Genomic DNA, 13,522 nt, shown 5'->3' on the forward strand with positions numbered 1-13,522 from the left:
GACTCTTCCCCAACTCGCGTCCCCGAGCTGGTCGAGGGTCAGGGAACCTCCCTCAGGCTCCCCAGCCTGCCTGCTGGCCACCGACGCGCTCCTCGGAGATCTTGGCCAGGTATCCCGATTCGGCGAACGCCCGCATCGGATCGGCGGGCAACCCGCGCGACACGCGCCACTGCGCCAGATCCGCGCGGACGTCGGTGTAGAAGGCGTCCATCAGGATCCCATTGGCCCCCAGCACGTCGCCCGAGTGCTGTGCCTCGGCCAACGCCTCGCGGTCCACCAGCAAGGCCTTGGCGGTCATTTCCTGCACGTTCAGCACGGAGCGGATCTGGCCGGGGATCTTGTCCTCGATGTTGTGGCACTGGTCCAGCATGAAGGCGACGGGACTGTCCTCATCAAGGCCACCCCCGTTGACCACCTCGAACATGATCCGGAACAGCTGGAAGGGATCCGCGGCCCCGACGATGAGGTCGTCGTCGGCGTAGAAGCGTGAGTTGAAGTCGAACGAGCCGAGCTTGCCGAGCCGCAGCAGCTGGGCCACGATGAACTCGATGTTGGTGCCGGGCGCGTGGTGCCCGGTGTCCAGGCAGACCATCGCCTTGTCACCCAGGGCGGCGACCTGGACGTAGGAGGTGCCCCAGTCCGGGACATCGGTGTGGTAGAACGCCGGCTCGAAGAACTTGTACTCCAGGACGAGACGCTGGTCCTCACCCAGGCGTTCGTAGATCTTCACCAGCGAGTCGTGGAGCAGGTCCTGCCGGGCACGGATGCTCACCTGGCCGGGGTAGTTGCTGCCGTCGGCGAGCCAGATCTTGAGGTCACGGGAGCCGGTGGCGTCCATGATGTCGAGGCACTCGAGGTGGTGGTCGACGGCCTGCTGCCGCACCGCGGGATCAGAATGTGTCAGGGACCCGAACTTGTAGATGTCATCCTGGAACGTGTTGGAGTTGACCGTGCCGAGGCCAACTCCCAGATCCTCGGCGTAGCGCCGGAGTTCGGCGTAGTCCTCCACCTTGTCCCAGGGGATGTGGAGCGCCACTGCGGGTGCGAGCCCGGTGTACTTGTGCACCTGGGCGGCGTCGGCCAGCTTCTCCTGGACCGTCCGGGGGGTGCCGGGCGTGCCGAACACCTTGAAGCGCGTGCCCGAGTTTCCGTAGGCCCAGGACGGCACCTCGATGCTCTGGCGAGCCAGGATGTCCAGGGTCTCTTGGGGGATGGTCATGGTGTTCTCAGCTCTCCTTCTGAGCATCGGTGACGCTCTCAAGTTGGGTCTCCAGGTGGAAGACCTCTTCGATCGGCTGGAAGCCGACGTCCGGGGTGGAGTCCAGGCCGACGAAGAACGCGCTCATCTCGGCCTGCCAGCGCGCGTTCACCTCCGTGGCGGCCATGGCCGCCTGCGCGGCCGCCAGGTCCTCGCTCTCCACGTAGGCGATGAGCAACCCGTCCGGCCGGAGGAACAGGGAGTAGTTGTGCCAGCCCGAGTCCTTGAGGGCGCGCAGCATCTCGGGCCAGACGGCGGCGTGGCGCTGCTTGTACTCGTCGAGGCGGGCGGGGTCCACCTGCGCGTACAGGCAATAACGGCGAAGTTCAGACATGTCGGTGCTCGATTCCAAGAAGTGATGCGGCAGCCGCGACGGTGGCCGCCTGGTGGCCGGTGCACAGCGCCCAGTGGTGTCCGACGCCTGTGGTGCTCCAGTGGTCCACCCACTCGCCGGGGTCGCGTCCGAAGTCGACGCGGGAGGTGGTGTTTCCGATCTGCAGCAGCGGGCCGTCGACGACAGTGCCCTCGGAGGTCACCAGCACGTACGAGCCGTCCCGGTGCTGTCCGAGGCCCAGTGTGGTGACCGGACCGTGGGCGACGTCGAACTCGACGGATACGCCCCACCCGCGCTTGCCGTGGTAGACCCCCAGGCCCCGGAGCAGCGGCTTGTTGGCGGAGATGGCGAGGTGGGCGGGGCCGTCGTGTCCCATCTCCACCACCTCGTCGAGGTAGTTGAGTGCCTGGATTTCTGTGAAGGAGCCGCCGGCGCCGAGGCTCTGGGCGATCAGCATCGCAACGGAGGTGCGCAGTTCGTACTCACCCGCCATCGGAACCCCGCGGGCGGTGAGCAGGGAAGCGCCCAGGATCATGCCTGCACCAAGACGCTCATGCAGTTCGCCAGCCAGCCCGCGATGGTAGTAGGCCAGGGAGTCAAGGTCGAAGTCCGCCACCAGGCGGTCCAGCCCGACCGACACCTGCGCGGCCCAGCGGAAGTCTTCGTCGACGACCGAATCATCCAGCGTGAACACCTGGCGGGCCAGGTCCATCCGCTCGTCGATCTCGGAGGCCTCGACGGCCATCACGCGCTCGCGCAGGTCGTCGAACTCCAGGACCTCGACGTGGCTGCCGAAGGTGGTGGAGACCGTCGTGAGGTCGGTGGAGACGTCGAGCATGCCCGGGTAGAGGTGCCCCATCAGACCATGACGGGCACGGCGCAGGCGCGAACGCGCGCCGGCGGCACGCACCCACTGCAGGATCCGCTCCCACGCCCGGTCCTGACGGAGCCATCCGCTGACTGAGCGGAACTCGATGCCGGCCCGGCGGAACGTGTTGGCCATCTCGGGGACCGGGCACTGGCCGCAGTAGGCCAGCCACTCACCGGTGCCGAAAGTGTTGTGGTCCATCTTCTCGGTGGGCTGCAGGTCGATGCACAGCACCGGCGCTCCGACGCGCTGCGCGATGGGCAGCACCATGGACGAGGTCAGGTAGGTGGTCAGGTGGATGACCACGAGGTCACAGTCGGCCAGACGCAGCTTCTCAGCGGCGGCGAGCGAGTCGTGCGGGTCCGACACGAACCCCGCGTCGACGACCTCGGCGTCCAGTTCCTCGAAGCGGCCGGCCACGTAGGCCACGCACTCCTTGAGTTGTGGCAGCAGGTGGGGGAACTGGTCCCAGTAGGCGCCCAGTCCACCACTGACCAGCCCGATCCGCAGAGCTGGGCGTGCCGGTTTCGGCAGGTTGTCGAGAGCGTCCGTGCCCATGGTCGTCCTTCTTGGTTGCTGTGGCGGGGTGGGGCCCGCCGGATCCTCGGGGGAAGGATCCGGCGGGCCGATGGCTCAGAAGTCGTAGTCGTCGATGTTGTCCGCGTTGAAGCGAACCGGGGGACCGACGATGATGACGCTGTTCTCGCCGACCTCGCGCTCGCCCATCTCTCCGGCGGTGAACTTGTCGCCGACGGCTCCGGTCATCTCACCGGTGGCCAGTGCCATGCCCGCGTAGGCGGACACATAGCCCAGCTGTGCCGGATCCCAGAGTGCGAACTCGGTGACGGTCCCGTCCTTCACGAACGAGCGCATCTCGTTGGGCAGGCCGAGTCCGGTGAGTGCGACCTTGCCCTTGTACTCCGACGTCGACAGGTAACGTGCGGTGGCTGCGATGCCGACGGTGGTGGGGGAGATGATGCCCTTGAGGTCCGGGTGGGCCTGCAGGAGTCCCTGGGCCTCCTGGAACGACTTGGTGTCGTCGTCGTCGCCGTAGACCTTCGCCACGAGGTTGATGTCGGCGTAGTCAGGGTTGCTCGCCAACTCCTCCTCCATGAACTTGATCCACTCGTTCTGGTTGGTGGCGTTCGCGGTGGCCGAGAGGATGGCGATGTCGCCCTCCCCGCCGATCTGCTCGGCGATCATCTCCACCTGGATCTTTGCCACGTCCTCGGCCACCACCTGGCTGACGAACACGTCGCGGCAGTCAGGGTTGGCGTCGGAGTCGAACGCGACGATCTTGGCGCCACCGGCGCGGGCCTCCTCAAGTGCCGAGCAGACGGCATCGGGGTCGTTGGCCGCGATCACGATCACGTTGGTGCCGGCCTGCGTCTCGGCGTTGATGAACGACACCTGGCTGGACGCGGACGCGTCCAGGGGGCCGACGACGTTGGCCTCGACGAAGCCCGCCTCCTCGGCACCGGTCTCGCCGCCGCCGAGAACGACGTCGGTGTAGGGGTTGTTGAGCTGCTTGGGGATGAACGTGATGGTGAGGTCCTCGGCCGGGGGAGCGGCCGTGTCACCCGTGGCTGCGGTGTCGGTGGCATCCGGGGTCGCTCCCGGCTCCGATGTCTCCCCGCCGCAGGCGGTCAGAGCCAACGACGCGACCGCCAGGAGCGCGCCGATCCTCATTGACAGGCGGTACTTGCTGGACATTTTTCCCATTCCTTTCAGACGCCGACGGCGTCAGCTGATGTTGTACCCGGGGTCAGACCCCGGGAACCTCGGCGGCGGTGCCGCCATGAACTCCACGAGGCCGCGATCGACGGGGCCACGACGGAGATGATCAGCAGGAGACCGGTGATGGTGACCAGCACCACCTCGGGGATCCTGTTGAGACGAAGGGCGTAGTTGATCACGCCGATGATGAGGACGCCACAGACCGAGCCCCAGATGGAACCCCTGCCGCCGAAGACCGAGACGCCTCCGAGGACGACGGCCGCGATGACGGTCAGTTCCAGCCCGGTGGCGTTGTCGCTGCGGGCGCTGGAGTAGCGCAGGGTCCAGAAGATGCCGGCGAGCGCGGCGATGAAGCCGGAGGCGGCCAGCGCGTACAGCCGCGAGGCCTTGGTGTTGACACCGACGAACCGCGCTGCCTCGATGCTGTTCCCCAGTGCGAACAGCCCACGGCCGTAGGGGGTCAGGTGCAGCGCGACGGCGAAGACGATCACTATCAGCGCGACGGGGATGACGATCTGCGGGATCCCGGTTCCGCCGAGGGGCGAGGTGACGTAGGCCGTCGCCGCGTCGGGGAAGTTCGCGACGGCGTTGTCACCGATCACGACGAGCGCCAGCCCTCGGAACAGTGCGAGGGTGCCGATGGTCACGGCCAGCGCGGGCAGACCCACGTACGCCGACATCAGACCGTTGAACACGCCACACGCGAGACCGATGACCAGGCACGTCACCACGGCCAGCCAGAACGGCGTCCCGCCGGCGTAGAGGACGCCGAGGACCGCGCTGGAGAGTCCGGCGACGCTGGCCACCGAGAGGTCGATGTCACCGTTGATCATGACAAGCGTCATCGGCATGGCCATCAGCAGGGTGGCGACGACGTCGAGCAGCAGGAAGGTCGCCGTCCTGGGCTGCGCGAACCGGGGGATCATCAGCACCGCGAACAGGACCAACGCGACCAGGATGTAGGTCATGAGGGCGTCGCGGCTGGTGAACAGGCGCCGCAGCCCGTGCGCGGCAGGCTTGGTGGACGGCAGGACCAGCGTTTCGGTCTCGGTCATGCCGCTACCGCCTTCCTGAGCTTGGTGTCACGGCGGAGGACAGCGAGCCGGTCGATGAGGATCGAGGCGAGGATCAGTGCGCCGACGACCGCCTGCTGCCAGAACTTGTCGACGCCGACCGCCGTGAGTGCCCCCGTGATGGTGGTCAGCAGCAGGGCGCCGATGGCGGCTCCTGCCGCGGTGCCGACGCCGCCGACGATCGCGACGCCGCCGACGACGGCGGCGGCCACGACCTCCAGTTCCATGCCGGTTCCCGTGGTGGCGCCGACCGAGTTGAACCGGCTGGCGTAGAGCACGCCGGCCAGTCCGACCAGGGCACCGTTGAGCACGAACGCGGAGAACACCCGCTTGCCCACGGGGATGCCGTAGACCACTGCGGCCGACGGGTCCGATCCGATGGCGTAGAGGTCTCTTCCGGACCGGGTGTAGCGCTGGGTCAGGGTGACCAGCACGATCACGATGATGGCGATGATCGTGATGATCGGGACTCCGACGACGGTGCTCACGCTCAGGTTGCCGAACGCCTCGGGGCGGTCGCCAGCGAAGTACTGGGTGGATCCGGCCCACCAGTTGTTGACGCCCCGGAACACGTACAGCGTTCCCAGGGTGATGACCATGGCGGGGACGTGTGCGGTGGTGACCAGGGCGCCGTTGATGGAGCCGAGGACCGCCCCGAACGCGGTACCCGCCAGGAAGACCACGATGATGGGGATGTCAGGGAACTGGTGGAACAGCGTGCCGGTGAGAAACGCGGTGAGGCCGAGCATCGATCCCGCGGACAGGTCGACGCTCTTGGTCGAGATGATCAGCGCCTGGCCAGCGGCCATGATCATCATGATGGTCGCGTTGAGCAGGAGGTCCTTCAGGCCCTGCTCGGACAGGAATCTTGGGTTGGCCAGCCACGTGAACAGCACGAGCAGGACCAGTGCCATGGTGACGGGGAACTCCCGCATGCCTAGAACTGAGCGCCATCCCTTGCTCGCGGCGTTCATGCGGCTGCTCCGGCGTGGTCGCTGGCGGCCTCGAGGACGCGCTCGGCGGTGGCCTCCGCCCGGGTGAAGCGGCCGGTGATGGCGCCCTCGCACATCACCAGAACGCGGTCCGCCATACCGAGGACCTCGGGCAGTTCGGAGGAGATCATCAGGACGGCCACGCCGTCGACGGCCAACTGGGAAAGCAGGCGGTGCACCTCCGCCTTGGTGCCGACGTCGATGCCGCGGGTCGGCTCGTCGACGATCAACAACTTCGGTTTGGTGGCCAGCCACTTGGCGAGGACCACCTTCTGCTGGTTCCCGCCCGAGAGAGTGGAGACCGAGTGCTGGGGGCTGGCGGTCTTCACCTGCAGCTTCTTGGCCCACTCGTCGGCAGCGTCCGCCTCGTCGCTGGCTCGGATGATGCCGAACCTGGCGAGTCGGTCGCGCAGCGTCAGGGTGATGTTGCGCAGAACAGACAGTTCCATGACCAGACCCTGCTTGCGGCGGTCCTCCGGCACGAAGCCGATGCCCCCGCGGATGGCGGCCATGGGATCGCCGGCCTTCAGCCGGTTGCCCAGGAGAGTCACGGTGCCGGAGTCGATCGGATCGATCCCCATCACGGCGCGGGCCACCTCGGAACGGCCGGCTCCCACCAGACCCGCGAGCGCGACGATCTCACCGGCTCGGACTTCGAAGGAGATGTCGCGGAAGACGCCGACGCGATTGAGGCCCTCGACGGTCAGGACCGGTTCCCCGACCTCCGCGTCCAGCTTCGGGAACAGCTGGTCGATGTCGCGCCCAACCATGTCCCGCACGATCTGGGACGGGGTGGTCTCAGCCGTCAGGTACGAGGTGACGTAGCGGCCGTCGCGCATGACCGTGACCCGGTCGCACAGGTCGAAGACCTCGTCCATGCGGTGTGAGATGAACATGAGCGCGGCACCGCGGTCACGGATCGCCCTGGCGACGGTGAACAGGCGCTCCACCTCGTGCCCGCTCAGTGCGGCCGTGGGCTCGTCCATGATGAGGACCTTCGCATCCAGCGAGATGGCCTTGGCGATCTCGATGATCTGCTGGTCGGCGATCGAGAGGCCCGCGGCGGAGCGTGCCGGGTCGATCGGCACTTCGAGCGAGGCGAAGATCGCAGCGGCCTGTTCCCGCATGGCGCCGTGGTCGATCATCCCGAACCTGCCGCGCGGCTGGCGCCCGACGAAGATGTTCTCGGCGACGGTCAGGTCCGGAAACAGTGTCGGTTCCTGGTAGATGACCGAGATGCCGGCCTCGCGGCTGCCGGCGACGGTGTGGAAAGCAACCGGCCTGCCCTCCATCTCGAACGTGCCGGCGTCGCGGTGGTAGAGCCCGGAGAGGATCTTGACCATGGTCGACTTCCCTGCGCCGTTCTCGCCCGCCAGGGCATGGATCTCGCCGGGATACAGGTCGATCGTCCCCTCGGCCAGGGCCACGACGGGACCGAAGGTCTTGACGGCGTCCCGGAGGGAGACGATGGGTGCTGCTGCTTGGCTCAAGGGTTCCTCCACAATGAGGATGAAACGATTCAGGGTGTGGGATGATGGAACCACACCGGGATTGAAGTAGTCAACGCGGGTCCCCAGATTGAGTCCCAATCGAGACCTTTGGCCGCTGCTGCTCGGTGGGTCCTTTGTAGTTGAGTTCTGGAGGTGGGTCGGTGCCACGAGAAAACGGCGCGGGCATCAAGGACGTCGCGCGCGCGGCGGGGGTTTCTGTGGGCACTGTGTCGAACGTGCTCAACAAGCCGGAGCTGGTCTCGGAGGCCAAGCGGAACCGGGTGCTGGAGGCGATCACCCAACTGGGCTACGTGCCCAACGACGCCGCCCGCCAGCTCAAGGCGGGCATCAGCCGCACCGTGGGGCTGGTGGTGGTGGACACCTCCAACCCGTTCTACGGCACGATCGCACTTGCGGCGGAGGACGCCTCGGAGGAGCAGGGGCTCGGGTTGTTCGTCGCCAACAGTCACCGACGCCACTCCAAGGAGGAGTTCTACCTCTCCCAGTTCGAGCAGCAGCGCGCCCGCGGCATCCTGGTGACCCCAGCGTCGGCGGACCTGACACGCCACCGCGCGGTCGCCTCCAGGGGCACCCGGGTGGTGCTGGTGGACTCCGTGGAACCGGAGCCTGATTTCTGCACGGTGTCCGCCGACGACTTCGAGGGTGGTCGCCTCGCGGTGGGCCACCTGGTGGAGCTCGGGAGGAGGCGGATCACCATCCTTGGCGGCCCGGGCCACTTCCGTCAGATCGGCCGACGCCGGGCGGGTGCCCTCAGCGCGGCTGAGGGTACCGGCGTCGAGGTCAGCTACCTCGAGCCGACCGAGATGAGCATCCTCGCTGGCCGGGCCCTCGGTGATCAGATCCTCGACGGCGGGGACCCGCTGCCCGATGCCATCTTCGCGATGAACGACCTGCTGGCCACCGGCGTCCTCCAGTCGTTGGTGATGAACCGGCGCGTCGACGTGCCGGGGGACGTCGCGCTCGTGGGCTACGACGACATCGACTTCTGCTCCAGTGCAGTGGTGCCCATCACGTCGGTGCGGCAGCCGGCCGAGGCGCTCGGGCGCGAGGCGGTCACGCTGCTGGAATCGGAGATCGTCGAGGGTGGCGCGCACGAACACCGTGCGGTCGTCCACCGGCCCGAGCTGGTCGTCCGCGACTCCACGGTTGGGCGCGCCGCCGGTTAGCCGGCGGGCTGTCCCAGAGGTCCGGGCATGGGCTATCATTCGTGAAACGTTTCACGAAAGGCCTGACAATGACGACGATGGCGGCAGTCGACCTCGGTGCCTCCAGCGGCCGTGTGATCGCAGGGACACTCGAGCGGGGGCGCTTCGTCCTCAAGGAGGCCGCCCGTTTCCCGAACGGTCCCGTTGCGGTGCCGACGCAGCTGGGCCCCCGCCTGTACTGGGATGTGCTGAGGCTGTGGGATTCGGTCGTCGGTGGCCTTCGCGCCGCCAGCCACGACGTCGGGCCGCTGGAGAGCGTCGGCATCGACACCTGGGCAGTTGACTACGGGCTTCTGGACGCCGACGGCGAGCTCCTGGGCAATCCGTCGAGCTACCGCTGCCAGCGCACCGTCGACGCGCCCGCACGGCTGTTCTCCCAGCTGCCCGCCGAGGACCTGTACTCGATGGTGGGACTCCAGGTGCAGCCGTTCAACACCGTCTTCCAGCTGGTGGCCGAGCGGCCCGAGCGGCTCGCCAGTGCCCGTGACCTCCTGCTGATCCCGGACCTGCTGGGCTACTGGCTGACGGGCCGCCGGGTGGCGGAGGTCACCAACGCCTCGACCACGGGCCTGCTGGACCCGATGACGCGACGGTGGCGCGCGGAGGTCATCGACGTGCTGGCCGGCGCGTTCTCCAAGGACATTCGGCCCCTGCTGGGGGACCTCGTGGAACCGGGGCACGTCGTGGGGCCAATCAATTCGGGTGCCGCCGAGCTGACCACAGCCTCAGGTGCCCCCACACCGTTGGTGGCCGTGGGGACGCATGACACCGCCTCGGCCGTCGTGGCGATCCCGGCGGAGCGCGAGGACTTCGCCTACATCTCCTGCGGCACCTGGTCCCTGGTTGGCCTTGAACTGCAGCGGCCCGTCGTGACACCTGCCGCGCGGGAGGCGAACCTGACCAACGAACTCGGCGTCGACGGCACGGTCCGCTTCCTCAAGAACGTGATGGGCCTGTGGGTGTTCAACGAGGCCGTGCGTACCTGGGAGTCCCGGCGGACAACGGTGGACATCCCGACGCTCGTGAAGCAGGCGGCCGCGGTCCCAGCCCTGCGAACCGTCGTGGACGTCGACGACCCGGTGTTCTTCGCGCCGGGTGACATGCCGGAGCGGATCGCGGAGGTCGCCCGCCGCACCGGGCAGCCGCAGCCGACGTCGCCCGCCGAGTTCGCGCGCTGCATCTTCGATTCCCTGGCGATCGCCTACGCCCGGGCCGTCCGGCGCAGCGCTGAGGTGGCGGGGCGCGACGTCGGTGTGATCCACATGGTGGGTGGGGGAGTGCGCAACGAACTGCTCTGCCAGCTGACCTCCGACGCGACCGGCCTGCCCGTCATCGCGGGCCCGGTGGAGGGCACGGCGCTGGGCAACCTGGTGGTCCAGGCGCGGGCCGTCGGGCTGCTGGAGGGCGGGTTGTCCGAACTCCGCGACGTGGTGCGAGCGTCGTCGGAGCTCCGGACCTACCAGCCCGTCGGCGCAACGGCCGACTGGGACCGTGCGGCCGCGAGGATCGCCTGAGGCTCAGGCCTCGGCGGCGACGGACTGGCGGTAGGCCTCCGCCTCCCAGGTCTCGATGAAGTGGCGTTCGCGCGCGTCCATGACGCGCACCTCGCCGAGCCGGTCGGCGTCGCGTGCCACCCGAAGCGCGTCCAGGAAGGTGTCGAGGGCGTTGCGCGCCGCCCTGTCGGTGGCCCCGACGGCGAACACGGCCTGCCCGGGAACCACTGCGACCACAGGCGTGCGGCCGCGCTCGGTTTCGAACTCGGCCACGGTGGCTGCCACGCGCGCCGCGTCCTCGGGGAGGCGTACCGGCAGGGAGCCCGAGTAGACGATCTGGTCTGGGATGAGGGGGCCGCGCGAGACCGGGCCGGAGGCGAGCGAAGAGTTGGCGCGCACGAACTCCTCGGAGCTGCCGGTCACAGCGGCCGCCCCGACGGCTGATCGGAACGCCTCGGCCATGGCTTCGACGTCAACGCTCACCTGGCTGAGGTGGACCTGCGGCGCGGGGGCCTGGTCGATGGCCGCCTGAATGGTGGTCGTGAGCCATTCGGTGCGCTCGGCCACCTCCTGATAGGTGTTGCCGGAGACGATGATCCCGTGGTTGCCCAGCAGGGTGATGCTGGGTGCCGGTCTTCCCGTTCGGGTCTCGCAGGCCTTGCGCGCCTCGTTGATTCCGCGGGCCAGCGGCACGCCTGGATCGATGTAGTCCACCCAGACCGCCTCGTCGTCGAGCAACTGCCGGGCCAGCGCCTTGCCGGACTCGTTGCAGGTGACGGCGTTCGCCACCAGGGGATGAAGGTGGAGTACCAAGTCGTCGGGGATGAGGGCGTGGAACAGGATCTCGACGCTCGGGCGGCGTCCTCCTGAGTCCCCGATCCGTGCCGCGTTGGCAGCCGCGATCACCGGGTCTCCATCAACCGGGTCATCGGAGGTCAGCGCGGCCATCAGGACGTCGATCCTCAAGGGGACGAGGTCCGCGTCGCGCAGGTCGGCAAGCGTGGTTCCGGACGGCTTGATGTGGAGGACGCCGTCGTGCTTCACCGACGCGTTCCCACCGCCGGCGCGGGCGTAGTCCGTCTGGGAGCCGAAGTGGTTGGCCAACCGAATGAGTTGTTCGTGGAGGGCGGCAGCATCGTCCATGAGGGCTCCATCGTCCAATCGGGAATGAATCGTTTCACGGCACGATACCATCCCGCGCGAGGTGCTGGGCGGACTCTCTCGCGACCGGGGAAACCCTCGGGCGGAGGCGAGAAGAGGCCCCCGTCGCGCGCTGGTGCGCGGCGGAGGCCTCTGAGTGGAGCGGATGACGGGAATCGAACCCGCGTAGCTAGTTTGGAAGACTAGGGCTCTACCATTGAGCTACATCCGCAGAACCGCCCACATCCTACAGGGGGAGTCGGGTCGGGGACCAATCGCCGCGTGGGAGCGGCGGCCGGGCGGTCCAATCAATTGTTGCCCAGGGGGGCCGCGTCGCTAGGATTGGGCGGAACTACCAACTCACAGGAGACAACTTTCGTGCCCAGCACCCTAGAGCAGCTCAGCCCCACGCGGGTGAAGCTCACCGTCGAGATCCCGTTCGCAGACCTCAAGCCCCATCTGGAGAAGGCCTACAAGGAGATCGCAGAACAGGTCAACATCCCGGGCTTCCGCAAGGGCAAGGTGCCGGCCGCCGTCATCGACCAGCGTTTCGGCCGCGGGGTGGTTCTCCAGGAGGCCATCAACGAGGCACTCCCCAACGCCTACCAGAACGCCGTCGTCGAGTCCAAGATCAAGCCGATGGGTCAGCCGGAGGTGGACGTGACGAAGCTCGAGGACAACGAGTTGGTCGAGTTCACCGCTGAGGTCGACGTCCGTCCGGAGTTCGACCTGCCCGACCTCGATGCCGTCGTCGCCACCGTCGACGACGTTGAGATGGGCGATGAGGCCGTGGACGAGCGCATCGAGCTGCTGCGCCAGCGCTTCGCCACCAACACGGTCGTGGATCGCGCCGCCAAGGATGGCGACGTGCTGTCCATCAGCCTGGTCGCCTCGCAGAACGGTGAACCCCTGGCCGAGGCCACCGCCGACGACGTGACCTACAAGATCGGTGACGGCAAGGGGATGCTCGAGGGCCTCGACGAGGCCGTGACCGGTCTGAAGGCCGGCGAGAGCAAGACCTTCACCTCCACCCTCGTGGGTGGCGCGTTCCGCGGCCAGGAGGCCGAGATCGAGGTCACCGTGAACAAGGTCCAGGAGCAGGAGCTGCCCGCGGTCGACGACGAGTTCGCCCAGCTGGTCTCCGAGTTCGACACCGTCGAGGAGATGCGCGAGGACCTGCGCCGCGCCGTGCGTGAGCAGGGCGAGGCCGAGCAGCTCGCCGACGCCCGCGACAAGGTGCTGGAAGCCGTCATCGCCGCCACCGGGTTCGACGTCCCGGAGAAGCTCCTCGCTGACGAGCTAGCTGCCCGCCGGCAGCAGATCGAGCGCCAGCTCGCGCAGGGCGGGATGAGCGTCGAGGACTACCTGGAGACCGCCGAGGAGGAGGAGGCCGAGACCCCAGAGGAGTTCTGGGCAGCCATCGACGAGCGCTCCGAGCAGGCCGTGCGTGCCCAGATCCTGCTTGACAAGTACGCCGACGACAACAGCCTCGACGTCTCGCAGCAGGAACTCACCGAGCTGATCTTCCGCAAGGCGCAGGAGAACCGCACCTCTCCGCAGGACGAGATCAACCACATGATGGAGCACAACCACATGGGCGACTGGATGCAGGAGATCCGTCGCGGCAAGGCCCTGGCCGCCATGTGCCTGGCCGCCACCGTCAAGGACTCGCAGGGCAACCAGATCAAGTTCCCCGAACCCCAGGCCGACGCGCCCGCGGAGGTCGAGGAGCTTGAGAAGGTCGTGGAGGGTGCCGAAAAGTCCGCCAGCGAGATCGCCGGCGGCTCCACCGTCGCAGCCGACGCACAGGACAGCGCGGCCGACGAGCCGGAGCCCGATGAGGGGTCCGACGAGGACGCCAAGAGCTGAGCTGAGATAGCGCACACGACGCCGCCGGGAGAACCCGGCGGC

At 67.8% G+C, this 13,522-nt stretch carries 11 protein-coding genes and 1 tRNA gene; 3 read left to right on the forward strand and 9 right to left on the reverse strand.

Features of this window, described 5'->3' with window-relative positions; genetic code table 11:
- Nucleotides 1–52: 52 nt before the first annotated feature.
- The 7 genes from rhaI to LKO27_RS03915 form a co-directional block, all read right to left on the reverse strand.
- Nucleotides 53–1,219, reverse strand: coding sequence for an L-rhamnose isomerase (gene rhaI, locus LKO27_RS03885; protein ID WP_227735564.1), 1,167 nt, complete (start codon nucleotides 1,217–1,219; stop codon nucleotides 53–55).
- 7 nt (nucleotides 1,220–1,226) lie between these two features.
- Entirely contained in the window at nucleotides 1,227–1,592 is a 366-nt protein-coding gene (locus tag LKO27_RS03890; RefSeq protein WP_227735565.1) for an L-rhamnose mutarotase, read from the reverse strand.
- On the reverse strand, nucleotides 1,585–3,018 hold the full coding sequence (locus tag LKO27_RS03895; protein WP_227735566.1) for an L-fucose/L-arabinose isomerase family protein: 1,434 nt from the start codon (nucleotides 3,016–3,018) through the stop codon (nucleotides 1,585–1,587). The genes LKO27_RS03890 and LKO27_RS03895 overlap by 8 nt, the downstream gene beginning before the upstream one ends.
- A 75-nt stretch (nucleotides 3,019–3,093) precedes the next feature.
- Nucleotides 3,094–4,173 (reverse strand): rhamnose ABC transporter substrate-binding protein, encoded by a 1,080-nt coding sequence (gene rhaS / locus LKO27_RS03900; protein ID WP_227735567.1) that lies wholly within the window; start codon nucleotides 4,171–4,173, stop codon nucleotides 3,094–3,096.
- A 14-nt stretch (nucleotides 4,174–4,187) separates the two neighbouring features.
- Nucleotides 4,188–5,252 carry an ABC transporter permease gene (locus LKO27_RS03905; protein WP_227735568.1) on the reverse strand — a complete coding sequence of 355 codons (1,065 nt, stop codon included), beginning with the start codon at nucleotides 5,250–5,252 and terminating at the stop codon, nucleotides 4,188–4,190.
- Nucleotides 5,249–6,244 (reverse strand): ABC transporter permease, encoded by a 996-nt coding sequence (locus LKO27_RS03910; protein ID WP_227735569.1) that lies wholly within the window; start codon nucleotides 6,242–6,244, stop codon nucleotides 5,249–5,251. Before LKO27_RS03910 ends, LKO27_RS03905 begins: the two co-directional genes overlap by 4 nt.
- On the reverse strand, nucleotides 6,241–7,752 hold the full coding sequence (locus LKO27_RS03915) for a sugar ABC transporter ATP-binding protein (protein WP_227735570.1): 1,512 nt from the start codon (nucleotides 7,750–7,752) through the stop codon (nucleotides 6,241–6,243). The genes LKO27_RS03910 and LKO27_RS03915 overlap by 4 nt, the downstream gene beginning before the upstream one ends.
- 161 nt (nucleotides 7,753–7,913) lie before the next feature.
- Between LKO27_RS03915 and LKO27_RS03920 the strand changes: the two genes are divergently transcribed.
- Both LKO27_RS03920 and LKO27_RS03925 read left to right on the forward strand, forming a co-directional pair.
- The gene (locus LKO27_RS03920; protein WP_227735571.1) at nucleotides 7,914–8,939 is read left to right on the forward strand and encodes a LacI family DNA-binding transcriptional regulator; all 1,026 of its coding nucleotides are present in this window, start codon (nucleotides 7,914–7,916) and stop codon (nucleotides 8,937–8,939) included.
- A 77-nt stretch (nucleotides 8,940–9,016) separates the two neighbouring features.
- Nucleotides 9,017–10,492: a rhamnulokinase family protein gene (locus LKO27_RS03925; RefSeq protein WP_227735572.1), complete on the forward strand. Its 1,476-nt coding sequence runs from the start codon at nucleotides 9,017–9,019 to the stop codon at nucleotides 10,490–10,492.
- 3 nt (nucleotides 10,493–10,495) lie between these two features.
- On the opposite strand, the gene LKO27_RS03930 is transcribed toward LKO27_RS03925, so the two are convergent.
- Nucleotides 10,496–11,614 (reverse strand): class II aldolase/adducin family protein, encoded by a 1,119-nt coding sequence (locus tag LKO27_RS03930; RefSeq protein WP_227735573.1) that lies wholly within the window; start codon nucleotides 11,612–11,614, stop codon nucleotides 10,496–10,498.
- A 155-nt stretch (nucleotides 11,615–11,769) separates the two neighbouring features.
- Nucleotides 11,770–11,843: transfer RNA gene (locus LKO27_RS03935), tRNA-Gly, on the reverse strand.
- A 146-nt stretch (nucleotides 11,844–11,989) separates the two neighbouring features.
- Here LKO27_RS03935 and tig point away from each other — a divergent pair.
- Entirely contained in the window at nucleotides 11,990–13,480 is a 1,491-nt protein-coding gene (gene tig, locus LKO27_RS03940; RefSeq protein WP_227735574.1) for a trigger factor, read from the forward strand.
- Nucleotides 13,481–13,522: the final 42 nt, after the last annotated feature.

The organism is Tessaracoccus sp. OS52, from assembly GCF_020687685.1.
Taxonomy (GTDB): domain Bacteria; phylum Actinomycetota; class Actinomycetes; order Propionibacteriales; family Propionibacteriaceae; genus Arachnia.

Excerpts from the sequence above, each read along its gene's own strand:
- LKO27_RS03890 (WP_227735565.1), bottom strand. The coding sequence starts at position 1,592 with ATGTCTGAACTTCGCCGTTATTGCCTGTACGCGCAGGTGGACCCCGCC.
- rhaS (WP_227735567.1), bottom strand. The coding sequence starts at position 4,173 with ATGTCCAGCAAGTACCGCCTGTCAATGAGGATCGGCGCGCTCCTGGCG.
- LKO27_RS03925 (WP_227735572.1), top strand. The coding sequence starts at position 9,017 with ATGGCGGCAGTCGACCTCGGTGCCTCCAGCGGCCGTGTGATCGCAGGG.
- LKO27_RS03895 (WP_227735566.1), bottom strand. The coding sequence starts at position 3,018 with ATGGGCACGGACGCTCTCGACAACCTGCCGAAACCGGCACGCCCAGCT.
- LKO27_RS03930 (WP_227735573.1), bottom strand. The coding sequence starts at position 11,614 with ATGGACGATGCTGCCGCCCTCCACGAACAACTCATTCGGTTGGCCAAC.
- LKO27_RS03910 (WP_227735569.1), bottom strand. The coding sequence starts at position 6,244 with ATGAACGCCGCGAGCAAGGGATGGCGCTCAGTTCTAGGCATGCGGGAG.
- LKO27_RS03905 (WP_227735568.1), bottom strand. The coding sequence starts at position 5,252 with ATGACCGAGACCGAAACGCTGGTCCTGCCGTCCACCAAGCCTGCCGCG.
- rhaI (WP_227735564.1), bottom strand. The coding sequence starts at position 1,219 with ATGACCATCCCCCAAGAGACCCTGGACATCCTGGCTCGCCAGAGCATC.